Here is a 23,447-nt window from a genome sequence, read left to right on the forward strand (position 1 = left end):
TGCGGGTTCGGGCGCGGAAGCCTAGGCCCGGCAACGGGCACCGTTCCGTTGTGCCCACCCGTTCCGCCCCAGCGGAACAGTTGCCCACAACGTGGTGGGCCCGGTCACGGCCGCGGGAGCGGCACACGGCGAGGGGCCCCGGGGCCGGACGGGCGCGTGTGAAGGGGCCCGGGGCGTGGCCCCGGGCCCCGTACCGCGGTGGCGGTCAGAGGTTGCCGCGCTTCTCCTGCTCGCGCTCGATCGCCTCGAAGAGGGCCTTGAAGTTGCCCTTGCCGAAGCCCATCGAGCCGTGGCGCTCGATCATCTCGAAGAAGACGGTCGGACGGTCCTGGACCGGCTTGGTGAAGATCTGCAGCAGGTAGCCGTCCTCGTCGCGGTCGACGAGGATCTTCAGCTCGCGCAGGGTCTCCACGGGCACGCGGGTCTCGCCCGCCCACTCGCCGAGGGTGTCGTAGTACGAGTCGGGGGTGTCGAGGAAGGCGACGCCCGCCGCCCGCATCGCCCGGACCGAGGCGACGATGTCGTTGGTGGCGAGGGCGATGTGCTGGACGCCGGCGCCGCCGTAGAAGTCCAGGTACTCGTCGATCTGCGACTTCTTCTTCGCGATCGCCGGCTCGTTGATCGGGAACTTCACCTTGAGGGTGCCGTCCGCGACGACCTTCGACATCAGCGCCGAGTACTCGGTCGCGATGTCGTCGCCCACGAACTCCTTCATGTTCGTGAAGCCCATGACCTTGTTGTAGAAGCCGACCCAGTCGTTCATCTTGCCGAGTTCGACGTTGCCGACGCAGTGGTCGATGGCCTGGAAGGTGCGCTTGGCCGGCGGCTCGACGATGGGCTTGGCGGTGACGAAGCCCGGCAGGTAGGGGCCGTCGTAGCCGGAGCGCTCGACGAGGGTGTGGCGGGTCTTGCCGTAGGTGGCGATGGCGGCGAGGACGACGGTGCCGTTCTCGTCCTTCACCTCGTGGGGCTCGGTGATGCCGGTGGCGCCGTGCTCGACGGCGTAGGCGTACGCGGCCCGCGCGTCCGGCACCTCGATCGCCAGGTCGACGACGCCGTCGCCGTGCTCGGCGACGTGGTCGGCGAGGAAGCGGCCCCAGTCGGTGGAGACCTTGATGACGGAGGTGAACACGAAACGGGCGGCACCGTTGGTGAGCACGTAACTGGCGGTCTCGCGGCTGCCGTTCTCCGGTCCGGAGTAGGCGACGAGCTTCATGCCGAAGGCGGTGGAGTAGTAGTGCGCGGCCTGCTTGGCGTTGCCGACGGCGAAGACGACCGCGTCCATTCCCTTGACCGGGAAGGGATCGGCCTTACGCGCGGTGGAAGGGGTGTGATCGATGGTCTCAGTCATGGCAGCAATGTCCCGCCGTTCGGCAAGGTGCGCAAGAGTTCCCTAATCTACTGGTCAACTTGTACAGCGATCGTCGAGTATGGCGGTGCGACTTGTACATCATGACCATGGGGAGAGCGCTGTGGCGATCGATCATTTGGACGGCCGGCTGATCGGGCTCCTGGCCCGCGAGCCCCGCATCGGCGTCCTGGAGGCGTCCCGCCGCCTCGGGGTGGCGCGCGGCACGGTCCAGGCGCGCCTGGACCGCCTCCAGGAGAGCGGGGTGATCCGCGGCTTCGGACCCCAGGTGGACCCGGCGGCGCTGGGCTACCCGGTCACCGCCTTCGCGACCCTGGAGATCAAGCAGGGCCAGGGCGCGGACGTCCGGGGCCATCTGGCGACCGTCCCCGAGGTGCTCGAACTGCACACCACGACGGGCCACGGCGACATGCTCTGCCGGCTGGTCGCCCGCTCCAACGCCGACCTCCAGCGGGTGATCGACCGCGTCGTCGGCTTCGAGGGCATCGTCCGGGCCTCCACGGCGATCGTGATGGAGAACCCGGTGCCGCTGCGGATCATCCCGCTGGTGGAGCAGGCGGCCGGGGACGAGCCGCTGTAGCGGGCCCTCTTCGCGACGGGACTCCGGAGCCGCCGCCGGACCGGAGGCGCCGCCGACCGGGGGCGACACCGGCCCGGGGCGACACCGGCCGGGGGCGACTCCGGCCCGGGGCGCCAGGAGCCCGGAGACCCCGGCCGCCACTTACAAAGAACCAGTTGCAAAGAATCCCTTGCAACTGGTTCTTTGCAACTCTACGCTCGGAACATGCCCGAGCCCGAGGAATACCTGAGCCGCCAACTGGACCCGCGCTCCCTGCGCGGGCTCGCCCACCCGCTCCGCATCCGGCTGCTGCGCGCCCTGCGCCGGCACGGCCCCGCCACCGCCTCCCAACTGGCCGAGCAGCTGGGCGAGTCCAGCGGAGCGACCAGCTACCACCTGCGCCAGCTCGCCGCCCACGGCTTCGTGGAGGACGACCCGACGCGCGGCAAGGGGCGCGAGCGGTGGTGGAAGGCAGGCCAGCAGGGCACGAGCGTCGACGAGTCGCTCTACCGGAACCCGGACCCGGAGGTCCGCGGCGCCCTCGACATCTACGTCCACGAGATCGCGACCATCCACACCCAGGAACTGAGCACCTACCTCGGCACCTGGCACGACTGGGACCCGAGCTGGCTCGGCGCCTCCGACATGAGCGACTTCACCCTGCGCCTGCCCCCCGAGAAGCTCCGCGAGCTCGACGAGAAGATGCACGCCCTCATCGAGACGTACCGGGACATCGAAGAGGCGGACGCGCCGGGCGCCGAGCGCGTACGCATCCATCTGCACGCGTTCCCGCAGCACGACAACTGACGGAAGGAAACCCCCGAGCCATGCACGCGGACATCCACCTCCAGCTGCACGGGCTGCACGCCGCCGAGCTCCACCGGCAGGCCGCCGCCACCCGGTCGCGCACCCCGCTCCACGCACCCGCCCCCACCCCGGCGCTTCGCGTCCAACTCGGCTGGAAGCTCGTCGAGTTCGGCCTCAGGCTCGCCACGCCCGGCCCCACCGCCACCACCCGCTTCACCACCGCCACCTGACGGAGCCGAACCACCCCGGGGGGAACCACCCGTGCACCCGCGCACACCACTGACCACCGTCCTGGCCGCCAACGCCATCTCCATCAGCGGCAATTCGCTCACCCTCATCGCCGTCCCCTGGTTCGCCCTGGAGACCACCGGCAGCCCCGGCAAGGCGGGGCTCGTCGCCTTCTGCGCCGCTCTGCCCGTCATCGCCTCCGCCGTCGTCGGAGGCCCCGTCATCGACCGGATCGGCCGCCGCCGGGTCTCCGTCGCCTCCGACCTCGTCTGCGCCCTCGCGCTCGCCGCCATCCCGCTGCTCAACCACGCCGGCGTACTCCGGTTCTGGATGCTGTGCGCGCTGATGGCCGTCACCGGCTTCTTCCACGCCCCCGGCGAGACCGCCCGCAACGTCCTCACCCCCGACCTGGCCGCACGGGCCGGCATGCCGCTCTCCCGCGCCACCAGCTTCTACGACGCGGTCTCACGCGGCGCCCGCATGACCGGCGCCGCCCTCGCCGGCCTCCTCGTCGCCCTCATCGGCGCCGACACCGTGCTGTACGTCGACGCCGCCACCTTCACGGTCTCCGCGCTCCTCGCCTTCATGGGCCTGCGCGGCGTGCCGTCCGCCGAACCCACGCGCGGAGCACCGCCGCTGTCCCTCGCGCTCTACCGGTCGGACCTGCGCGAGGGCTACGCGTTCCTGCTGCGCACCCCGCTGATCCTCGGCGTCAACCTCATGGTGATGATCACCAACGGCCTGGCCCAGAGCTGGAGCGCGGTCCTCCTGCCGGTCCACGCGCGCGAGGAACTCGGCGGCTCGACGGCGCTCGGCCTGCTCGTCGCCGTCTTCGGCGGCTGCGCCCTCGCCGGCGCCCTGCTCTACGCGGCGGTCGGCCACCGCTTCCCGCGCCGCCCCGTCGTCACGGTCGGCTTCCTGCTCGCCGGACCACCCGTGTACGTGACGGCGGCCCTCACCGACACCACCGCACCCCTGCTCGTGGCGATGGCGCTCGGCGGGCTCGGCGCCGGGGTCCTCAACCCCATCCTCGGCGCGGTCTTCTACGAGACCGTCCCCGAGGAGCTGCGCAGCCGCGTCGGCAGCGCCAGTACCGCCAGCGTGCTGCTGACCACCCCGCTCGGCGGGCTCGCGGCCGGACTCCTGGTCGAGCGCACGGGCATCACCACGGCGCTGCTCACGGTCGGCGCGCTGTACTTCCTGGCCACGCTCTCGCCGGTGATCCTCCCCTCCTGGCGCGGCATGGACGCGCCGCCCGCCGGGAAGAGCCCCGGCGGCCCGGGGGTCAGCAGGCCGGAACCTGCTTCTCCTGCCCCTGTTCCAGGGCCCGGAGGGACGCCACCGCGTCGTTGAGCGCGGTGACGGGGACGAGCCGCATGCCCTTCGGCAGCTCGGCCCGCGCGTCCGAGCACTCGTCCTTCGGCACCAGGAAGACGGTCGCCCCGTCCCGCGCGGCGGCCTGCGTCTTCAGGGAGACCCCGCCGACGGCGCCGACCGTGCCGTCCGCCTCGATCGTGCCCGTACCGGCGACGATCCCGCCGCCGGTGAGGTCGCCGCCGTCCCCGTCACCGTCCAGCTTGTCGACGATGCCGAGGGAGAAGAGCAGGCCCGCGCTGGGCCCGCCGATGTCGGCGAGGTGCAGGTCCACCTTCACCTTCGCGGGGTCCATCTTCAGATAGCCGAGGGCGGCGAGGGTGGCCGCGTCCTGCGACTCCTTCATCTGTCCGAGGTTGTGCTTCTCGATCTCGGCGTCGGACTTCCCCGACGGGTAGACGGAGTCGTGCGGCAGTACGGCCCGGTCCGTCCGGAACCACGCGTCGACCACGTCGCCGAGGTCGACGTCCGTCGACGGCCCCGTCGCGACGATCGTCGTCATCCGCAGCTGTCCCTCGGTCGGCCGCACCGGGGCACCCGTGATCGTGATGATCTCCCGGCCCTGGTCCTTGCCCAGCACATCGGCGGTCGAGCCGGGCTGCGCGATCGCGTACGGCAGGGGCGCGAGCCCGACGACGGCGAAGAGCGCGGCGACGGGGAGGGCGCACACCGCGAGGGCACGGGGGCGGGAGAGACTGGAGAGCACGTCCCCAATCTACTGGGGCGCGCGGGGGGCCGGGGCGTGGGTGTGCCGGGGGTACGCGCGGTGGGGCGGGAGACGGCGGTACGTGCGCAGCCGCCGCGGCCTCCCGCCTGTCGCTGTTCGCCACCCGTCGCGGTGCGGGCCCGGGCACGGATGCCCAGGCCCGGCCGGGGGCGCCGTCCCGTGTGCCCACCCGTCCCCGCCCCAGCGGGGCGATTGCCCACACGTGGGGGGGGTGGGCAGGCCCGGCGGGGTCACGGGCGCCGCGCCGCGACGACGGCGGAGGCACAGGGGCCGCGCCGTGTCGGCGGGGGCGCGGGGCCGTGCCGCGTCGGTGGCGGGGCCGCGGGGTCAGCGGAGGGCGTCGGCGACCTCGCGGGCGGCGTCGACGACGCGGGGGCCGACGCGCTCGGGGACGGCGTCCGCGAGCATGACGACGCCGACGCTGCCTTCGACGCCGGTGACGCCGACGAGGGGCGCGGCGGCACCGCTGGCGCCCGCTTCGAGTTCGCCGTGGGTGAGGGTGAACCCGGGTTCGATCAAGGAGCCCTGGCGCGCGGCGAGGATGGCGCGGCCGGCGGCGCCCCGGTCCAGCGGGTGACGGAAGCCGGCCCGGTAGGCGACGTGGTAGTCGGTCCAGGTCGGTTCGACGACCGCGACGGCGAGCGCCTCGGCCCCGTCGACGAGGGTCAGGTGGGCCGTGGCCCCTATGTCCTCGGCGAGCGAGCGCAGCGCGGGCAGGGCGGCCTCGCGCACCAGGGGGTGGACCTGGCGGCCGAGCCGCAGCACACCGAGGCCGACGCGGGCGCGTCCGCCGAGGTCGCGGCGGACCAGGGCGTGCTGTTCGAGCGTGGCGAGCAGACGGTAGACGACGGTCCGGTTGACACCGAGTTTGTTGGACAACTCGGTGACCGTCAGGCCGTGGTCGGTGTCGGCGAGCAGTTTGAGGACTCTGAGTCCCCGGTCGAGCGTCTGGGAGGTCTCCGCGGTCACGACGCCCTCTCCTTCGGAGTGAGTGGCGACGGGCTCTCACGGGATTGCGACGCCGGTCCCGTCGGCGACGCACGTCAGAGGCCGCCGGCAGGAAGGGGTACACCGGCTGCGCTCCGCGGCGGCGCTGCCACGGGGCGATTGCTTTTGAGCCGGGACAGTAGCGACCCGCTCCGCTCAGCGGAAGACCTCGTCCAGAATCCGGGCGTCGGCGACCGGATAGAGACGGTTCGGGACCTTCGTCGGCCGGACTGAGGACTTTGGCGGACAAGATCGGCTTTGTCGTGCCCGTAGCGTGGAGGGTGCCCGGAGGCCGACCGTGGGGGCCGGCCGCCGGTGTGTCCCGCCGCCGCGGGACGGCCGAGGCCCGTACGAACGACGTCGTACGGGCCTCGGTCATGCTCGGGGTCCTCGCCCCGGGTCACCGCATCCGGTGCCCCGGGTCACCGCATCCGGGTGGCCCACTCCTGCACCTTCTTGATCCGTTCCCGGATCTGTCCGGCGGTGGCCTCGGCGCTCGGCGGCCCGCCGCACACCCGGCGGAGCTCGGTGTGGATCACACCGTGGGGCTTGCCGGTCTGGTGGACGTACGCGCCAACCATCGTGTTGAGCTGCTTGCGCAGCTCCAGCAGTTCCTTGTGGGAAACGACAGGGCGCCGCTCGGCGGGCAGCTCCAGGAGGTCCGCCTCGTCGTCCGGCTTCTTGCGGCTGTGCGCGATCTGCCGGGCCTGGCGCTTCTGCAGCAGCAGCTGCACCTGGTCGGGTTCGAGGAGGCCGGGGATGCCGAGGTAGTCCTGCTCCTCGGCGCTGCCGGGGTGGGCCTGCATGCCGAACTCGGCGCTGTTGTAGAGCACGCGGTCGAAGACGGCGTCGGACTCCAGCGCCTCGAAGGGCAGCATGTCCTGCTCGCCGGTGTCCTCGTCCTGCAGCTTCTCCGCCTCCGCCAGCTCCTTCTCGGACTCGGCGTAGGGGTCGTCCTCGCCCGCCTTCTTGGGCTTGTCGAGGACGTGGTCGCGCTCGACCTCCATCTCGTTGGCGAAGCCGAGGAGGCTGGGGATCGTCGGAAGGAACACGGACGCGGTCTCGCCGCGCCTGCGCGAACGCACGAAACGGCCGACGGCCTGCGCGAAGAACAGCGGGGTCGAGATCGTCGTCGCGTACACGCCCACGGCGAGGCGGGGGACGTCGACGCCCTCGGACACCATGCGGACGGCGACCATCCACCGGGCGTCGTTCTCGCTGAACTCGTCGATGCGGTTCGAGGCGCCGCTGTCGTCGGAGAGGACGACGGTGGCCTTGGTGCCGGTGATCTCGCGGATCAGCTTGGCGTACGAGCGGGCCGACTCCTGGTCGGAGGCGATGACGAGGCCGCCGGCGTCCGGGATGGACTTCCTGACCTCCGTCAGCCGCCGGTCGGCGGCGCGCAGCACGTTCGGCATCCAGTCGCCCTTGGCGTCCAGCGCGGTGCGCCATGCCTGCGAGACGGCGTCCTTGGTCATCGGTTCGCCGAGGCGGGCGGCGATCTCGTCGCCCGCCTTGGTCCGCCAGCGCATGTTGCCGCTGTAGGAGAGGAAGATGACCGGCCGCACGACGCCGTCGCCGAGGGCGTTGCCGTAGCCGTACGTGTAGTCCGCCGAGGACCGCCGGATGCCGTCGTTGCCCTCCTCGTACGTGACGAAGGGGATCGGGTTCGTGTCCGACCGGAAGGGCGTACCGGTCAGCGCGAGGCGCCGGGTCGCGGGCTCGAACGCCTCCAGGCACGCCTCGCCCCAGGACTTGGAGTCTCCGGCGTGGTGGATCTCGTCGAGGATCACGAGGGTCTTGCGCTGCTCGGACCGGTTGCGGTGCAGCATCGGGCGGACGCCGACACCGGCGTACGTGATGGCGACCCCGTCGTACTCCTTGCTGAGCGGCCCGGCGCTGTAGTCGGGGTCGAGTTTGATTCCTATGCGGGCCGCGGCGGCCGCCCACTGCTTCTTCAGGTGCTCGGTGGGCGCGACGACCGTGATCTGCTGCACGACGTGGTGGTGCAGCAGCCACGACGCCAGGGTCAGCGCGAAGGTGGTCTTGCCGGCGCCCGGCGTGGCGACCGCGAGGAAGTCACGGGGCTGCTCCTGGATGTACCTCTCCATCGCCCCCTGCTGCCAGGCGCGCAGCTTGCCGGCGGTACCCCACGGGGCCCGTCCTGGGAAGGCGGGAGAAAGGTGATGTGAGGTGGTGGTGGTAGTAGTCACGATCTCCGGGTTCGACGCTCGTCCAGATATGACAACCGGGCCACCTTACCGGCGGCCCGGTCGGAACCTCGTATGAAACCAGGTGGGTGCGCCCCGGTTGCGATTCAGCTCACGTCGCGGGGGAACTCACCCCGCGTCGGGGGCGATCAGCTCGCGCAGCCCGTCCGCGATCACGTCGACCTCGTCGGTCTCGCCGGTAGCCACGGCGATGACCAGGCGTTCCGCGGCGTCGATGTCCGGCCGCAGCTGGACGCCGTTCATGGCGAGGAAGGTGACGCAGGACAGCCAGGCCGTGCGCTTGTTGCCGTCGACGAAGGGATGGTTGACCGCGAGGGACTGCAGGAGCGCGGCGGCCTTCGCCAGGAGGTCGGGATACGCCTCCTCCCCGAACATCGCGGCCGAGGGGCGGTGCACCGCCGAGTCGAGCAGCCCGGCGTCCCGGACGACGATCTTCTGGTCGTCGACCGCGTGCTCGGCGATGATCAGGACGTCTTCGCCGGAGAGGTAGACGCAGGTCACTTGAGCCGCTCCATCAGCTCGTGCCACTTGGTCGCCTGCTCCATGGCCGTCTTGCGCACGATGGCCTCCTGGGCCGTACGCGCGAGGTAGTCGTCGACGGCCCGCAGCAGTATGGCGTGCATGCTGGTGCCCTCCTGCTCGGCGCGCTGCTTCAGGGCCTCGGTCTGGTCGTCGCGGAGACGCAGGTTCATAGCCATACCAGAACGGTACCACCGTGGGGTCAATCTGGTACCGGAGACTCAGCCTTGCGCCGGCGCCGCGTGCAGCCGCGTCGCCACCCACGCCCCGACCGCCGCCACGCCCGCCATCGGCAGGAAGACCGCGGCGAAGGCCGCCGGGTGGGAGCCGGCGCCGGCGTGGGAGGTCACGGCGTGGCCGACGGCGCCGCCGCCCAGGGCCGCGAAGGCGGCGCCGCCCGCGGCGAGCAGGAGGACGTTGGAGAGGCCGTCGGAGATCTGGAGGGCGGCGGAGTTGGCGCCGACCTCCTCGGGGGCGGAGAGCTTCATGAGGATCACGCTCGTGGAGGCGATGACGGCGCCCATGCCGAGGCAGCCGAAGCCCCAGACCACCGCGAGCGCCCACACCGGCACGGAGGCGATGAGCACGCTCGGCGCCGCCGCGATCGCGAGGGCGACCAGGACCATGCCGAGGACGACGAGACGCTCGCGGTACGGCTCCGTCCACGGCCGGGACTGGATCCAGGAGCCGAGCGCCCAGGTGAGGCCGCCGGCGGCGAGGGAGAAGCCCGCCAGGGTGGGGCTCAGGCCCCGCTGGGTGACCAGCATCAGCGGCACGAAGGACTCGGCCGCGATGAACGCGCCGGCGGCGATGCCCCGCAGCAGGACGACGGACGGCAGGCCCCGGGCGGCCCGGTAGGTGCCGCGCGGCAGCAGCCCGCGGACGGCGGGCACGAGGAGCGCGACGCCCGCGGCCGCCGGAATCAGCGAGAGCCACCGCAGCTCCTGGCCCGCGTACTGGAGGAGCGCCGCGCCCGCGGAGATGCCGAGCGCCAGCCGGATTCGGTGCCGGTCCCAGGGGGCGACGGGCGCCTCCGGGTCGGCGGGGCCCGAGGCGGTGCGGCGTATCGCGGGGAGGGCGAGGGCGAGCGGGAGGACGACGAGGGCGGGGATGCCGACGAAGACCCAGCGCCAGCCCAGGTGCTCGGTGATCGTTCCGGCGGCGAGGGGTCCGACGACGGAGGGGACGACCCAGCCGGCGGCGAAGGCGGCCATGATCGCGGGCCTGAGGTGTTCGGCGTAGGCCCGGCCGACGACCACGTACAGCGCGACGATCACGAGGCCGCCGCCGAGCCCCTGCACGGCCCGGCCGAGGATGAACAGCCACATGGTGCCGGCCGTCCCGGAGAGGAGCAGTCCGGCGGCGAAGGCGCTCATCCCGGCGGCGAGGGGGCCGAGCGGTCCGCTGCGGTCGGACCACTGGCCGGCCAGGACCATGCCGAAGAGGCTGGTGGTGAAGTACGCGGAGAAGGCGAAGGCGTAGACGGAGACGCCGTCCAGCTCGCGGGCGGCGACGGGCATGGCGGTGCCGACGGCCGTCGCCTCGAAGGCGATGAGCAGGACGACGGAGACGATGCCGATGCTGAGCGCCCGGTGGGCCGGATCGAGGACGGACCCCTGGGCGTCGTCGTCGAGGGCGGCACGGGGCCCGGGGTGCGGGGCGACGTCGGCGTCGCGGGGTTCGAGGGCGCTCATTCCCCCAGGGTAAGAGGTGAAGCGCTCGGTGACCCCTGTCAGGAGTCCCGGCTCCCCTCGGTCCTTGGACGTACGACCGCGAACGGAGTGTTGCGGCCGTGTGGCAGTCGTATGGCACGGCCCGGGAACCCCTTGAGCCCCTTCCGGACCCCGCCTACGGTCGTACTCGTTGCACCACACGACCGTGTGCCCGAGTGGTTCAGGGACTCGCCTGCAAAGCGAGTTACGTCGGTTCGATTCCGATCACGGTCTCTGAATGATCTTCCTTACGGAACCTTCACATCCGCAGGTCGGCTGTGCCAGAGTCCCCCCATGAGCGATCAAGGCGTACGCAAGCTCGGCGTCCTCGTCGGAGTGGCGCTGGCCGGGGGGCTGCTGCCCGGCATCACCCTGGGCGCGGAGACCGTCGACGCGGCCCTCGCCGTCCTCCTCGCCACCGTGGTGATCGTCGTCCTCACCCAGGTCGTCCACATCGGACCGTCCGGCCGCGTGCCGCTCCCCGCGCTCCTCGCCCTCGGCGTCGCCGGCTTCGTCCAGGACGCCCTCATCTGGTGGCTGCTGTCCTGGCTGGGCCCCAAGCTCTCCGACCTGCGGATCGACGGCCTCGCCACGATCCTCCTCGCCGCCCTCATCACCCGCGCGACGGTCCTCCTCCTGTCCCAGCTGTCCCCGGCCGCGCAGACCGCCGAGGACTGAGGCCCCCCCGCCGCCGAGACGGCCGAGGCGTGAGCCCGCCCCACGCTCGCCGCCTCACCCCGGCAGGGCGCCGGGAACGGTCACCTTCTCAGCAGGCCGTCGGGGATCGGGGGCTTCTCCGCGCAGCCGAGGAGTGCGCGCGTGCTCTCCGCGAGGGACTTCAGGAGCCGGTCCGTGGACACGGACCGGTCCGTGCGGTCCGTGTCGGCCACGGAGACCTGGAGCGGCAGCTCCTCGCCTTGTCCGGCGCGGGTGCCGGGAACCGTGCACGACATGATGAGGGGGTAGCCGTCGAGCCCCTCACGGCTGTCGAGATAGACCCCCTTCGCCACCTCACGGAAATCGCGCGCGTGCTTCCCGTCGGTCACGAAGGTCACGTCGTACGTCGACCATCCGACCTTGGCGTTGACCCAGGCTTCCTTCCCGTCCACCCGGCCCTCGATCTGACAGGGACGGAACGTCGTCCGCGAGAGCTTGTCCGTGTCGGGATTCCAAGCCTGCGCCTCCGCGAGCATCCGCTCCTTCATCTCGGTGAGCGAGCGGTCGTGCGGCTGGAAACCCTCCCCGAGGTCGGTCCGGAGCGCCTCGACGTTCCGCTCCCCGAACACCTGCCCGCAGTTCTTCAGCGCCGCCGGGGACACGGCCTCCGCGCGCCCCTCCCGCTCGCCGTCCCCCTCGCCGGAGCACCCGGTCAGGACCAGGGCCGCGGCCAGGGCAACGGCGGCGATCCCCGGCAGCCTCCGCCTCGTGTCGTTCACTGTCCGCTGCCTCACTTGTTCGCGGTAAGGTCGTCGACGCTCTTCGCGCCCGTGTTGTACGAGTACTCGATCTCGCGGATCAGTTCCTGCCGCTCGGTCCGCGTCAGCCCCTGCGTCTCGGCGACGTTGAGGGCGGGAACGACCACGGCGCGACGGCCTTCCTGACGGGCGTCCACGACCGCGGAGTCCGCGTCGTCGTCGTTCTTGTACTCGTTGTCCTTGAGGTACTGCAGGGTGTCCGAGGCGTAGTCCGTGCTGACCGCGGAACCGACCGTCTCCATGATGATCGGGACCGCGGTCGCCGCCACGAGTCCCGCGGCGGGCCCGAGCACCACGGCGGAACCGACGCCGACCACCGCGGCGACACCGCCGCTGACGGCGGACTTCCGCCACTCGGCCTGCTTCTCCATCTCCAGGTTCTTGGCCTCCTCCTGGTCCTTGAACTCCAGGGAGATGGCGTCGATCCGCGACTCGTCCAGGATGCCGTGCAGCTTGGTCGAGTTGTGAAGGAAGGTGAGCTGGGAGTCCTTGTCCCCTTCCAGCGCCTTCAGACCGCCGGCCTCGAAGACCTGCTGCGCGGCGGAGAGCGTCTTGTACCCGTCCTCGTCGCCCGCGACGGCGTTCATGAACCGGAGGCTGGCGCCCTCGCCGAAGTCCGTGCGCCGGCTTCCGTCGCTGCTCGCGCCGAAGAGCGTGTCCCGGCCGAGGGCGTCGCCGGAATCGCCGAAGTTGTACGTCGAGTAGTTCAGGTCGTCGATGTACGCCGCGCCCATCCGGCCGAGGCTGTCCATCAGCGGCTTGTGCTGCCCGCGCAGTTCGGTGTTGGTGCCGTAGGAGTCGATCACCTGCTTCATGATCTCGGCGGACTTCTCGTCGCGGTGCAGCTGGGGGTTGGGGTCGTCCCAGCCGTGGCCCGTGGTCGCCGCCTCCAGCGCGTGGCCGAGGGCGTCCGGCATGTACTCCGCGGTCTTCTTCCAGTCGTCCGGGTTGTGCCCCTCGACGTCGGGGAAGAAGTCGTACTCCTTGTTCTGGAAGTAGTCCAGGTAGCTGTTCTGGTCCCCCTTCTTCTTCCCGTCCAGGTCGACCGTGCCGCCGGGGCTGCCGTCCGTGTTGTACGACGTCGGCTCCTTGGAGAAGTACTCCTTGGCCGCGTCCGGGCTGTGGCCCAGCGCCTCCAGCATCGGGATCATCGGGTCGAAGCCCGAGCCGTTGATCCCGGACGGGTTGTACTGGTTCTTCAGCCAGCCGCCGCCCAGCGGCTTGCTGTTGGCGAAGAGGTACGGGTCCTTGGCGTGGAGCTGGGTGACGTGCTCGGCGATGGGGACCAGGAACTTGGGGTCGTAGTTGCCGTAGCGCATGATGCCGCCGAGCAACTGGTATCCGAAGGCCGGGTTGTTGTCGTACTTGACGAGCGGGATGCGCTCCGTGCCGATCCTGCGCATCTCCGTGGACCACTTGTCGGTCCACGCGTCGCCGCCCTGCGTGGCCGTCGCCAGGTTGAGGCCCAGGTTCTTCTGCAGGTCCTGGACGTCGGCGAGGCGCTCCTTGTCGACCTTCGAGTAGTCGTACGTGTCGGTGGAGAGCTGGCCGAAGAACTCCAGCGCGCCCTTCGGGCCCATGCCGTCGTAGAACGCCCGGGAGAACTCCTTGGAGCCGCTGTTGTCCTTGAGCAGCTCGTTGAGGCGCATCAGCTCCTCGTGGGAGATGTCCCGGCCCTTCTTGGCGAGGTCGACGGCGCGCTGCGCCTCCTCGGCGTCGAGGCTGGTGTACTTCGGGCCGCTGAAGTTGTGCCGGTCGCCGGTGATGTTCGCCTTGAGGGCGTTGGAGCAGGACACGTCGGCGTCGTCGCAGGTCTCGATGATCGCGTCGATCCGCCGCTGCATCTCCAGGATGTCGGCGTTCTCCTTGCGGACCATGTCCTGGAAGTCGGGGTCGTGCCGCATCCCCTGGTCCTTGGTCCGGGACAGCGGCTCGACGGCCTCGACCGTGCCGTCCGACCGCACCCTGAAGCCCTTCCCCGGGGCCTCCGTCTCGACGATCTTCTTCAGGTCGTCCCTCGCCTTCTTGAAGGCGTTGTGGCCGTCCTCCAGGACCTTGTGGATGCCCTCGGCCGCCTTGGCGGCGTCGCCGAACTCCTTCGCCGTCTTGTCCACGAAGGGCTTGGTGACCTCGGCGTTCACCCCGCGCCAGTAGTCGTCCCTGGCCTTCGCGGCCATCGTCGACTGCGCGTCCTGGGCGAGCGTGTCGAGCTTGCCCTTCATCGCGGCCCAGTCGTCCGCCGACGCCTTCATCTTGTCGAGCGGCGCCTGGTACACGTTGTCAAAGGTCAGCACAGCAGGTCCCCCGCCTACTTGAAGTACTCGTTGATCTTGGATGCCGCGAGGGCCGCCGTGATGTCCGCCTCTTCCTTGGCGTGCGAGGCGGCGCTGTAGTCGAGGTGGTTGGAGATGTTGGCGCAGGCGTCGAGCAGCGTGTTCAGCTGCGAGCTCCACGTCTCCTGGACGGTCGACATCGCGGACCCGGTGAGGAAGCCGTGGCTGGACATGCCCGTCGCCGCCTCCGTCGTGTTCGTACGGGCGTGGTTGCCGTCCTTGACCAGCCGGCCGTGCAGCGCGTACGCGGCGCTGCCGATCGCCCCGAGCTTGTCCTGGTCGACGCTGAGGTCGGCGTTCCCGCCGCCACCGCCCCCGGGCTCCGGGGCGACCTGATTGAGCCGCATGCTCACGTTGGCCGTCGACGTGGACCTTACGGACGCCCACTCCTCTTCGAACGACATGCTCGCCCCCCGCTGCTCCCGTGACCCTCTGACGGTGTTCGTTCCGGCTTCGCCCCAGCAAGTTCCACGCCCAGGGAAACATCGCGATCGTAGTCCCCGCGTACGCGTTCGAGCACGAGCTGCCGGGAAATACCCCGACCTTCACGCTCCCCACGAGGTCCACGCGCCCACTTCACCTTCGCAACTCGGACAGCCCGGACGTTCTCGGCACCACCACCGCGCCGCAACCCCTCCCGCACAGGCCCCCGAACGGCACCGCACCGCCCCCGGACCCGACGGCACGGGCCGCTCCCGGCCACGGCCCCGCGCCCCCGCCTCGATAGGCTCGTCCCGCCCCCGTCGTCACGGGGCGCCGGAACGACGGGGGGACGTACACGTGGAACAGTCGCGCACGCAGTCGCGCACGCGGGAGGAGTCCGCCCGCCTGATCGGCCCGTACCGGCTGATCACCCGCCTCGACCCGCCCGGCCCGGCCGCCCCCTGCCGCCGCTTCGTCGCCCGCACCCAGGACGGCGAACGCACCGTCCTGCTGCACGCCCCGCTGCCCGGCACCGACCCGGCGCGCTTCGCCACCGAAGCCGACGAGGCCCGCCGCCTCCTCGGCCCCTGGACCGCCCCCGTGACGGACCTGGCCGCCCCCGGCGAGACCCCCTGGTACGCGACCCCCTACCTCCCCCTGCTCCCGCTCCCCGTGGCCCTCGCCGTCCACGGCGGCCCGCTGCCCGAGACGACCGTACGAGCCGTCGGCGCCGCCCTCGCCGAAGCGCTGGCCGCCGCACACGCCCAGGGCCTCACCCACGCCGGCGTCTCCCCCGCCGCCGTCCTCCTCACCTCCGACGGCCCCCGGCTGAGCTGCTACGGCGCCGTACGGGCAGCCGGCCCCGACGGCGAACCCCGCACCGGCCTGCCCGGCCTCGACCCGGGCGCCCTCGCCCCCGAGCAGGCATCCGGCGGCCGCCCCCGCCCCCCGGGCGACGTCTTCGCGCTCGGCGCCGTCCTCGCGTACGCCGCCACCGGCCACACCGTGCCCGAACGCGACGAACTCCCGCCCTCCCTCCGCCCCGTGATCTCCTCCTGCCTCGCCCGCGACCCCGCCGACCGCCCCACCGCGGCCGCCCTGACGGCAGCCCTCGCCCCGCCCACCACCCACCGGACGGTCCTCGACTCGGCCGCCGCCCTCCTCACCCCCGGCTGGCTCCCCGGCCGCGTCATCGCCGCCCTCGCCCGCCAGTCCGCGGAACTCCTCGCCGCGGAACTCCCCGCGCTCCCCGCCCCGGCCCCGGCCCCCGCCCGGACCTGACGCGGCGACAGCCGCCGGACACGACCGACCCGCCACCGATCACACGGACCTGACCTCATGCTGTCGCCCCTGACCCACGACGACCCGGCCACCGTCGCCGCCTACCGCCTCCTCGCCCGCCTCGGCTCCGGCGGCATGGGCACGGTCTACCTGGCCCGCACCCCCGGCGGCCGCACGGTCGCGCTCAAGACCGTGCACGCGCGACTCGCCACCGACCCCGCCTTCCGGGCCCGGTTCCGGCTGGAGACCGACGCGGCACGGATCATCGGCGCCCGCCACGGCGCGGCCGTCGTCGACGCCGACCCCCTCGCCGAAACACCCTGGCTGGCCACCGAATACGTCCTCGGCCCGCCCCTCGACGACGCCGTCGCCCTCGGCGGCCCCCTCCCCGAACCCACCGTCCGCGCCCTCGGCGCCGCACTCGCCGGCGCCCTCGCGCAGCTGCACTCCTCGGACGTCGTCCACCGCGACCTCAAGCCCTCCAACGTCCTCGTCACCGCCTACGGCCCGAAGATCATCGACTTCGGCATCGCCCGCGCCGCCGGCGACGAGCACCTCACCCGCACCGGCGCGGCGGCCGGCACCCCCGCCTACATGTCGCCCGAGCAGGCGAGCGGCCAGGAACACCCCCCGGCCGGCGACGTCTTCGCCCTCGCCGGCGTCCTCGTCTTCGCCGCCACCGGCCACGGCCCCTTCGGCACCGGCTCCCCCGCCGACCTCCTCTACCGCGTCCGCTACGCCGACCCCGACCTCACCGGCGTACCCGCCTCCCTCCTCCCCCTCCTCACCGCCTGCCTCTCCAAGGACCCCGCCACCCGCCCCACCACCGCCACCCTCACCTCCCACCTCCACGACGGCCACGGCGACTTCGCCGACCACCTCCCCCCACTCGTCCTCACCGACATCGCCCGCCGCGCCACCGACGTCTGGCTCCCCGCCCCCCACCGCCTCCCCACCCCCGCGACCTCCGCCCTGGCGGACACGGTGGCGGCCCCCCGGGTGTCCCGCCGCCGCGCCCTCACCCTGGGCGGCACGGCCCTGCTGGGAGTGGCGGGGGCGGGCGGGGGGCTGTGGGCGTGGCTGGACTCCCGTACCGCCGAAGCCCCTTCGGCCGGCGCGCCCGCCCCCACCGGCCCCACCGCGATCCCCGCCACCACCACCGCCGACGGGGCGCCCGCGGCACTGTGGCAGGGCTCGTCCCTGGACCGCGAAGAGCGGACGACGCAGCTGCTGGCCGGCGATGTGGTGGGCTTCGCGGAGACCGTGTCCTTCCGCGCGCTGGACCCGAAGAACGGATCCGAGCTCTGGGCCGAGAGCGCGGTCATGGAGCCCCATCAGATCACCGGCGACGGCACGTCCTTCTACCTGTCGGAAGGCATCTACGAGGGACCGGGCGCCCTGCGGATCCGTACGCTCGCACCCCGCACCGGCAAGGACGCGGCACGGACCATCGTGCTGAAGGGCTTCGACGGCACCAGCTCGGGCACGGAGCTCCTCACCGCCGCCGGCGGGACGCTCTTCGCCGCCTCGCGGCGCGGGGACCACAGCATCGACTCGGACACGAACGAGAAGGGCTGGCACCTGCTCGCCGTCGATCTGCGCACGGGCAAGGAGATGTGGCGCCAGGCGTACGAGTGGGACGGCGTCCGCCCCTGGCTCTCGCAGGTCGTCGGCAATCGGCTGATCCTCGGCAAGAACAGCGGCGACCTGGATTCCTTCCTCGTCCAGGCCCGCGACGTGCGCACCGGCCGGCAGCTGTGGAAGCGACGGCTCCCGCTGAAGGACTCCCCCTCGTACATCCCCGGGCAGCTCGCCACCGACGGCCGCCACGTCTACACGGGCGGCGACCGCCTCCGGGCCGTGCGCCTCACCGACGGGGCGGTCACCTGGGAGTTCGGCACCGGCTCCGGCGGCACCTCGTACGGAATGCCGACCGTCTCGGGCGGTCTCGTCTACGCGAACGAGGCGGTGCGCGGACTCATGGCCTTCAGCGCGGACAAGGGCCTCAAGCGCTGGGAGGAGGCCCCCTCCGGCCGTGACCTGACTCCCGAGCTCCTCACCGTCCCCGTGGTCGGGAGGAAGTACGTGTACGCGCCGGTGCGGGGCGGTCTGAGCGCCGTCGACCTGACGACCCACCGCTCGGCCTGGGTGTTCCCGACGGACGCCAGCCGCTACGTCGTCGACAGGGAGCGGACCCGGATCATCGGGGCCGGGAAGACGTCCGTCGTCGCCCTGCCCTACGCCTGACCCGGCCGCCGGCCCTCCTCCCCCTCCGACCAGGAAAGCGATCCCGTGACCACTCAGCCCCTCGCCACCGGCGACCCGCTCCGGCTCGGCCCGTACCGCCTGCTCGGCGTCCTCGGCGAGGGCGGCATGGGCAAGGTGTACGTGGGCCGCGACGGCGACGGGACACCCGCCGCCGTCAAGGTCCTGCGCCCCGAACTCGCCCACGACCGGCACCTCACCCAGCGCTTCGTCCGCGAGGCCGACATGGCGCGGGCCGTCACGAGCAAGGGCGTGGCGCGGGTCCTCGGCGCGCAGACCGAGGGCGGACGGCCCTGGATCGCCGCCGAGTTCCTCGCGGGTCCGACGCTCGACGAGGCCGTCCGCGCGTACGGGCCGATGGACGTGCCGACGGTCCGCGCCCTCGCCGACCGGCTGGCCCGCACCCTGCACGACATCCACGTGGCCGGTCTCGTCCACCGCGACCTCAAGCCCGCGAACATCGTGCTCACCTCCACCGGCCCCCGGATCATCGACTTCGGCATCGCCCGCCCCGAACACGGCCTCACCCTCACCACCACGGGCCAGACCCCCGTCACCCCCGGGTACGGGGCGCCGGAGCAGGTCCTCGGGCAGCGGGTCGGCCCCGCGTCGGACGTCTTCTCCCTCGGCGCGGTCCTCGCCTACGCGGCCGGCGGGCGCCGGACCTTCGACGGCGGTCACGTGGCCGCCGTCCAGTACGAGGTCGTCCACGGCACCCCGGACCTGAGCCTGGTCCCGCCGGAGCTCACGGAGCTGATCGGCCCGTGCCTGGCGAAGGATCCGGCCCACCGCCCCGCACCCCCGCAGATCGCCGAGGCGTTCGCCCCGCCCAAGGGCGCCGAGCGCGCCTGGCGCAAGGGCCCGCTCGCCGACGACATCAAGCGGCGCGAGACCGCCATGAAACGCCTGGTCGTGCCCGCCGACACCGCCGTACCCGCGTCATCGCCGTCACGGCGCCGCTTCCTCACCGGCGCGGCCGTCGGCGTGGCCGTCCTGGGCGCCGGCGGCGGGGCGGGCGCATGGTGGCTGAACCGGGGCGAGGCGAAGTCACCGACCGCGGACGTACCGGCCGCCGTCGCGACCCCGGAGGCGGCGTTCGTCTCCGCCATCGACACCCGGCAGGGCGAGGCTCCCGACCCGCTGTGGGGGCCACTCGACGTCACGGCGGCCGAGGGCGAACTCCCCCTGCCCGTACGGGACTTGGTCGTCGTGCAGGCGAAGACGGGCGGGCTGCTCGCCCTCTCCGTCACCGACGGCAGGGAACGGTGGCGCGCGAAGGACATCGACGCCGACACCGGTTTCGTCTCCGTCGCCGACCGGCTGGTCGTGGGCGCCGACAAGAACGGCGTCCTCCACGCGTTCGTCGCCTCCACCGGCCGCCACGTCTGGCAGTCCCAGTCCGACGTCGACGCCGTCCTCGCCGCCGACGACACCCACGTCTACCTGGTGACCGAGGACGACCAGCTCCGCGCCGTCGACGCCTGGACGCTCGCCACCGCCTGGCAGCGCCCCATGACGTCCCCCCGCTCCCCGAACGGCGCCGCGAAGGCCGCCGCGGGCGGGAAGCGTCTCGTCGTCCACGGCCGGGACGGCCACGTCGCCGCCCTCTTCACCGAGAACGGCGAGACGGACTGGGAGATCAAGGACCAGGGCACCGACGGCCAGGCCCCCGCCCTCAGCGCCGACAACATCGCCTACTTCGGCGGCCGCACCCTCATGGCCCGCCGCCTCGACCGCGGCGACTTCCTCTGGCAGGACGACTCCAACCGCTCCGACTCCTACCCCGGCTGGGGCACCCCCGTCGTCGACGGCGACCACGTCATCGCGGTCGACGCGTACACGGTCGCCCGTCTCGGCACCATCCGCGAGGTCCGCACCCCGACCACGGCCTGGTCCGAGATCCTCAGCGGCTACGGCGCCGGCAGCGTCAGCCCCCCGGCCGTGGAGGGCGCGACGGTCTGGGTCCACTCCCCCGACAACACCTACGTCCAGGTCATCCACAAGGCATCGGACGCCCTGCTCTTCACCCTGAAGATGCAGCGCGAGGGCTCCTACCAGCTCTCGAGCGGCGGCAACCGCGTCTTCATCGCCCGCGGCGGCCGCATCCTCGCCATGCCCGTCCTCGGCGTCTGATCCGGCCGCCCCTCCCGGCTCAGCCCTTCGCCTCCGCCGGCACGCCCTTCGCCAGCCCGTCGTCCTGGCAGCCCAGCTCGGCGGAGATCTGCCGGGCGGTGGCGTTGGCGAGGGTGACCAGACGGGTCCGCTGCTCCATGTCCTCCTGCGGGAAGCCTCCCGGACCTTGGATGGTCGTCTCGACGACCATCTGGTGGGCGGGTGCCTTGAGCCGGCAGGAGAAGTAGACCTTGCCGAGCCCCGAGGAGGAGTAGGCCAGCAGCCCCGAGGTGTACATGGTCACCTTGGGGAGGAGCTCCGGATGCATGCCCGGCGCCCGGCGAATCGCATTCACTCCGATCACGAGACTGTCGCCCTCGGTGTCCTTGGGCAGGAGCCAGCAGTACTTCACCGGCTGCGGCCGGTAGGAGTCGGCCAGTGGCGCGCGGGTCGCGTCGCGCAGCGCGGCAAGGGCCTCCTCCGGCTCCGACAGGTTGTCGGAGAACCGCTTGGCACCCATGGCACCCTCGAGTGCCGCCGCCGTGGCCGGGTCCTTGGCGAAGCCCCCGCACACCTCGGCCGCCGACAGGTGGTCCGATTCCGGCGCGGCTTCCCCGCCGTCGCCGCCGGAGCAGCTCGTGAGGAGGGCGGCGACGGCGACGGCCGCACCGATCCGTGCCAGCGCAGACCGCATGTGCATCACTTCTTCTCGTACGGGTCGGGGAGCGAGTTGTCCCGGGCGTGCAGGCGCGCGTCCCGGACGTAGTCGACCAGCGTCTCGTCCAGGTAGTTGCGGTCCCGCTCGCTCCAGCCGGGCGCGTTCGCGTAGGCGATGCCGGGGCGGAGCGAGTTCTCCTTGCCCATGGCCAGCGACTCGTCCTTGAGGTCGTCCGACTTCTTCTTGAGCAGCTCGTCCTTCTCGTACTTCTCGCCCATGTCGTCGGCTTCCATGCCGATGAAGGTCGTCACGGCGCCGCCCACCGTCTCGGCGGCCAGCGGGACGAGTACGCCACCGGCACCGCCGGTCAGGGCGACGACACCGCCCGCGGCGACCGCGCCGACCCCGAACTTGACCCATTCGGTCGTCCTGCCGACGGCCTTCTTGTGCTCCTCGGAGTCCTTCTCGTAGTCCTTGTCGATCTGCGCCATACGGGACTCGTCCATGATTCCCTGTGCCTCGGACCCGATGCGGAGCGTGGTGCGGGCGTCGGTGAGGTCGCGCTCGTCGAAGGTGGACCCGGGCTTGGGGCCGACCTCGTCGAGGACGCTCGTCGTGTACAGCATCTCGGCCGCCGAGAGGGTGGAGTGCCCGGTCTCGCTCTGCGACACGATGCCCATGAAGTTGACGGCGTCCCCGCGGTTCCAGAGGAGCCCGGTGTCGAACTCCTCGCCGAACCGGGACTTGCCCTTGTCGTCGTTGTTGCCGAAGGGGGAGTTCTTCTTCTCCTCCATCGTCGTGTCGCTGTCCGTCTCCAGGGAGCGGTTCAGCTCGTCGATGTAGGCGGCGCCCATCTTGCCGAGGCTGTCGTCGATGCCCGGCTGCTTGTGCATGTACTTGGGGTCGTCCCCGTACCGCTCGACGACCTTCTGCATGACCTCCGCGTTCTCCTTGGTCCGCACGTCCTTGAGGCCCTCGGCCTCGGCGTCGTACGGGTGGCCGGTGGTCGCGGACTCCAGGGCGTGACCGAGCGCGTTGTAGCCGGGCTCCTTGGTCCTGTCACCCTTGTCGTTGAGCTCCTCGGGCCACTCGCGGTCCTTGGTGAAGTAGTCGAACGGGTCGAGCTTCTTGTTGTCCTTGGTGTTCTCGGGCGTGACGTCGATGCTGCTGTTGAAGAACTCCGTCGACGCCTTGGGGTTGTGCCCGAGCCCCTCCATGAAACCGATCATGGGGTCGTTGCCCAGGTCGCCGCCCTGCCAGTTCAGGTGGCTCGGCATGCCGCCCATCGCGTGCCAGGCACGGTCGGCGGGCAGCCGCCCGTCGTGGGTCATCTTCCGCTCGGTGACGACGAGACCGTTGCCGTAGTCCTTCAGGAACTTGTCGTCGTAGTCGCCGACCCGCATCAGGTTGCTCATGACCTGGAAGCCGTACGGGCTGGTGCCGCGCGTCTGGATCGGCTCGCTGCCGGCCTTGATGACGTCGGCCTTCCACTGCTCCATCTCGGGGCTCGTGGAATGGGTCGCGGTGGCGAGCGTCATACTCCAGTTCGTCTGGAGCTCCTTCAGCTTGTCCCGGTGGTCGACACCGAGGCGCGAGCCGTCGCTCGGGTCGCCCATGTCGGCCCAGTACTCCATGCTGCCCTTCGGCCCGACCTCCAGGGCGAACTTCTCGGCGAAGTAGGGGTCCTTCTGGTTGGCCTTGAAGAGGGCGTTGAGCTTGTCGATCTCCTCCGGGGTGGCGTCGTCGCCCTTCTTGTACAGCTCGTAGGCGGCGTGCGCGTCCTCGGCGTCCTGCGCCTTCGAGGCGGCCTTGAGGGAGTCGTAGTTCGTGCCGGAGAAGTTGTTCTTGTCGCTGCCGACGAGTCCGCGCAGGGCGCGGGACGCCACGTCGTCGGCGTTGTTCGCCCGGTCGATCGCGGCCTTGATCGCCGACCGCATCGCCTCGAAGTCGGCCTGTTCGGGCTTGGGCCCGGCGTAGTCCTTGGACCTGCGGTCGGGGTGGATCAGATAGCTGACGACACCGTCCTGGTCGATGCGGATGCCCTTGCCCGGGGCTTCCCCGACCAGCCTCTCCAGCTCGCTCTTCGCGGCCTGGAACTCGGACTCCGCGTCCCGCAGGATGTTGCGGATGCTGCTCGCCTCGGTGAGGGCGTCGCCGAACTCCTTGGCGGTCTTGCGGACGAACGCCTGGGTCACCCCGGCGTTCTCGCCCTTCCAGTCGGCCTTGTCGGCCTTGCCCTGAAGGCCGGTCTCCGCCTTCTCCTTGGTCTTCTCCAGCTTGGTCACCGTCTCCGACCAGACGGTGACCGCCTCTTTGAGACCGCCGAGCCGGGCGTGGAGGACCTGGTCGAACTTCAGCATCTGTTTCCCTCGTCAGCCGGGCGGTCG

The 23,447-nt window shown here is 71.7% G+C and carries 20 protein-coding genes and 1 tRNA gene; 9 read left to right on the forward strand and 12 right to left on the reverse strand.

Annotated features, from left to right (window positions below):
• Positions 1-205: 205 nt before the first annotated feature.
• On the reverse strand, positions 206-1,351 hold the full coding sequence (hppD, locus tag ACFVZH_RS34015; RefSeq protein ID WP_384903524.1) for a 4-hydroxyphenylpyruvate dioxygenase: 1,146 nt from the start codon (positions 1,349-1,351) through the stop codon (positions 206-208).
• Between the two features lie 121 nt (positions 1,352-1,472).
• Between hppD and ACFVZH_RS34020 the strand changes: the two genes are divergently transcribed.
• The 4 genes from ACFVZH_RS34020 to ACFVZH_RS34035 all read left to right on the forward strand — a co-directional run bounded on the left by ACFVZH_RS34020 (position 1,473) and on the right by ACFVZH_RS34035 (position 4,316).
• A complete protein-coding gene (locus ACFVZH_RS34020) occupies positions 1,473-1,949 on the forward strand; it encodes an Lrp/AsnC family transcriptional regulator (RefSeq protein ID WP_384903526.1) in 477 nt (158 codons plus the stop codon).
• A 204-nt stretch (positions 1,950-2,153) separates the two neighbouring features.
• Entirely contained in the window at positions 2,154-2,735 is a 582-nt protein-coding gene (locus tag ACFVZH_RS34025; RefSeq protein WP_384903528.1) for a helix-turn-helix domain-containing protein, read from the forward strand.
• 20 nt (positions 2,736-2,755) lie between these two features.
• A complete protein-coding gene (locus ACFVZH_RS34030; protein WP_384903530.1) occupies positions 2,756-2,965 on the forward strand; it encodes a hypothetical protein in 210 nt (69 codons plus the stop codon).
• 31 nt (positions 2,966-2,996) lie between these two features.
• Positions 2,997-4,316, forward strand: coding sequence for an MFS transporter (locus ACFVZH_RS34035; protein WP_384903532.1), 1,320 nt, complete (start codon positions 2,997-2,999; stop codon positions 4,314-4,316).
• Here ACFVZH_RS34035 and ACFVZH_RS34040 read toward each other — a convergent pair.
• The 6 genes from ACFVZH_RS34040 to ACFVZH_RS34065 form a co-directional block, all read right to left on the reverse strand.
• Positions 4,249-5,043 carry a S16 family serine protease gene (locus ACFVZH_RS34040; RefSeq protein WP_384903533.1) on the reverse strand — a complete coding sequence of 265 codons (795 nt, stop codon included), beginning with the start codon at positions 5,041-5,043 and terminating at the stop codon, positions 4,249-4,251. The genes ACFVZH_RS34035 and ACFVZH_RS34040 overlap by 68 nt on opposite strands.
• A gap of 348 nt (positions 5,044-5,391) precedes the next feature.
• Complete coding sequence (locus tag ACFVZH_RS34045; RefSeq protein ID WP_017237054.1) at positions 5,392-6,033, reverse strand: IclR family transcriptional regulator; 642 nt, start codon at positions 6,031-6,033, stop codon at positions 5,392-5,394.
• Between the two features lie 440 nt (positions 6,034-6,473).
• Positions 6,474-8,267, reverse strand: coding sequence for a DEAD/DEAH box helicase (locus ACFVZH_RS34050; RefSeq protein ID WP_384903589.1), 1,794 nt, complete (start codon positions 8,265-8,267; stop codon positions 6,474-6,476).
• A gap of 123 nt (positions 8,268-8,390) precedes the next feature.
• Positions 8,391-8,783 (reverse strand): type II toxin-antitoxin system death-on-curing family toxin, encoded by a 393-nt coding sequence (locus ACFVZH_RS34055; protein WP_384903535.1) that lies wholly within the window; start codon positions 8,781-8,783, stop codon positions 8,391-8,393.
• Positions 8,780-8,980, reverse strand: a complete 201-nt coding sequence (locus tag ACFVZH_RS34060) for a ribbon-helix-helix protein, CopG family (protein WP_017237051.1) — start codon at positions 8,978-8,980, stop codon at positions 8,780-8,782. Before ACFVZH_RS34060 ends, ACFVZH_RS34055 begins: the two co-directional genes overlap by 4 nt.
• Positions 8,981-9,022: 42 nt before the next feature.
• Positions 9,023-10,495, reverse strand: a complete 1,473-nt coding sequence (locus tag ACFVZH_RS34065) for an MFS transporter (protein WP_384903537.1) — start codon at positions 10,493-10,495, stop codon at positions 9,023-9,025.
• 180 nt (positions 10,496-10,675) lie between these two features.
• Here ACFVZH_RS34065 and ACFVZH_RS34070 point away from each other — a divergent pair.
• Positions 10,676-10,747 (forward strand) — tRNA-Cys (locus ACFVZH_RS34070).
• A 60-nt stretch (positions 10,748-10,807) separates the two neighbouring features.
• Positions 10,808-11,191, forward strand: coding sequence for a hypothetical protein (locus ACFVZH_RS34075; protein WP_384903538.1), 384 nt, complete (start codon positions 10,808-10,810; stop codon positions 11,189-11,191).
• An 80-nt stretch (positions 11,192-11,271) separates the two neighbouring features.
• Here ACFVZH_RS34075 and ACFVZH_RS34080 read toward each other — a convergent pair whose 3' ends face one another.
• Genes ACFVZH_RS34080 through ACFVZH_RS34090 form a run of 3 tightly spaced genes read right to left on the reverse strand, consistent with a single transcriptional unit; the run spans position 11,272 to position 14,725 of the window.
• Positions 11,272-11,949: a hypothetical protein gene (locus ACFVZH_RS34080; protein WP_384903540.1), complete on the reverse strand. Its 678-nt coding sequence runs from the start codon at positions 11,947-11,949 to the stop codon at positions 11,272-11,274.
• Between the two features lie 11 nt (positions 11,950-11,960).
• Entirely contained in the window at positions 11,961-14,282 is a 2,322-nt protein-coding gene (locus ACFVZH_RS34085) for a hypothetical protein (protein ID WP_384903542.1), read from the reverse strand.
• Between the two features lie 14 nt (positions 14,283-14,296).
• Entirely contained in the window at positions 14,297-14,725 is a 429-nt protein-coding gene (locus ACFVZH_RS34090; protein ID WP_384903543.1) for a hypothetical protein, read from the reverse strand.
• A 376-nt stretch (positions 14,726-15,101) separates the two neighbouring features.
• On the opposite strand from ACFVZH_RS34090, the gene ACFVZH_RS34095 reads away from it, so the two are divergent.
• From ACFVZH_RS34095 to ACFVZH_RS34105, 3 genes are read left to right on the forward strand one after another with little or no spacing between them, the layout of a single operon-like run.
• The gene (locus ACFVZH_RS34095; protein WP_384903545.1) at positions 15,102-16,025 is read left to right on the forward strand and encodes a serine/threonine protein kinase; all 924 of its coding nucleotides are present in this window, start codon (positions 15,102-15,104) and stop codon (positions 16,023-16,025) included.
• A gap of 57 nt (positions 16,026-16,082) precedes the next feature.
• Positions 16,083-18,272: a PQQ-binding-like beta-propeller repeat protein gene (locus tag ACFVZH_RS34100; RefSeq protein ID WP_384903546.1), complete on the forward strand. Its 2,190-nt coding sequence runs from the start codon at positions 16,083-16,085 to the stop codon at positions 18,270-18,272.
• 45 nt (positions 18,273-18,317) lie between these two features.
• Positions 18,318-20,423, forward strand: a complete 2,106-nt coding sequence (locus tag ACFVZH_RS34105; RefSeq protein WP_384903548.1) for a protein kinase — start codon at positions 18,318-18,320, stop codon at positions 20,421-20,423.
• A gap of 19 nt (positions 20,424-20,442) precedes the next feature.
• Here ACFVZH_RS34105 and ACFVZH_RS34110 read toward each other — a convergent pair whose 3' ends face one another.
• Together ACFVZH_RS34110 and ACFVZH_RS34115 are read right to left on the reverse strand one after the other, a co-directional pair.
• The gene (locus tag ACFVZH_RS34110) at positions 20,443-21,096 is read right to left on the reverse strand and encodes a hypothetical protein (protein ID WP_384903550.1); all 654 of its coding nucleotides are present in this window, start codon (positions 21,094-21,096) and stop codon (positions 20,443-20,445) included.
• Between the two features lie 5 nt (positions 21,097-21,101).
• Positions 21,102-23,420 carry a hypothetical protein gene (locus tag ACFVZH_RS34115; RefSeq protein WP_384903552.1) on the reverse strand — a complete coding sequence of 773 codons (2,319 nt, stop codon included), beginning with the start codon at positions 23,418-23,420 and terminating at the stop codon, positions 21,102-21,104.
• Positions 23,421-23,447: the final 27 nt, after the last annotated feature.

Origin of the sequence: Streptomyces sp. NPDC059534, assembly GCF_042743475.1 — a bacterium.
Classification (GTDB): Bacteria; Actinomycetota; Actinomycetes; order Streptomycetales; family Streptomycetaceae; genus Streptomyces.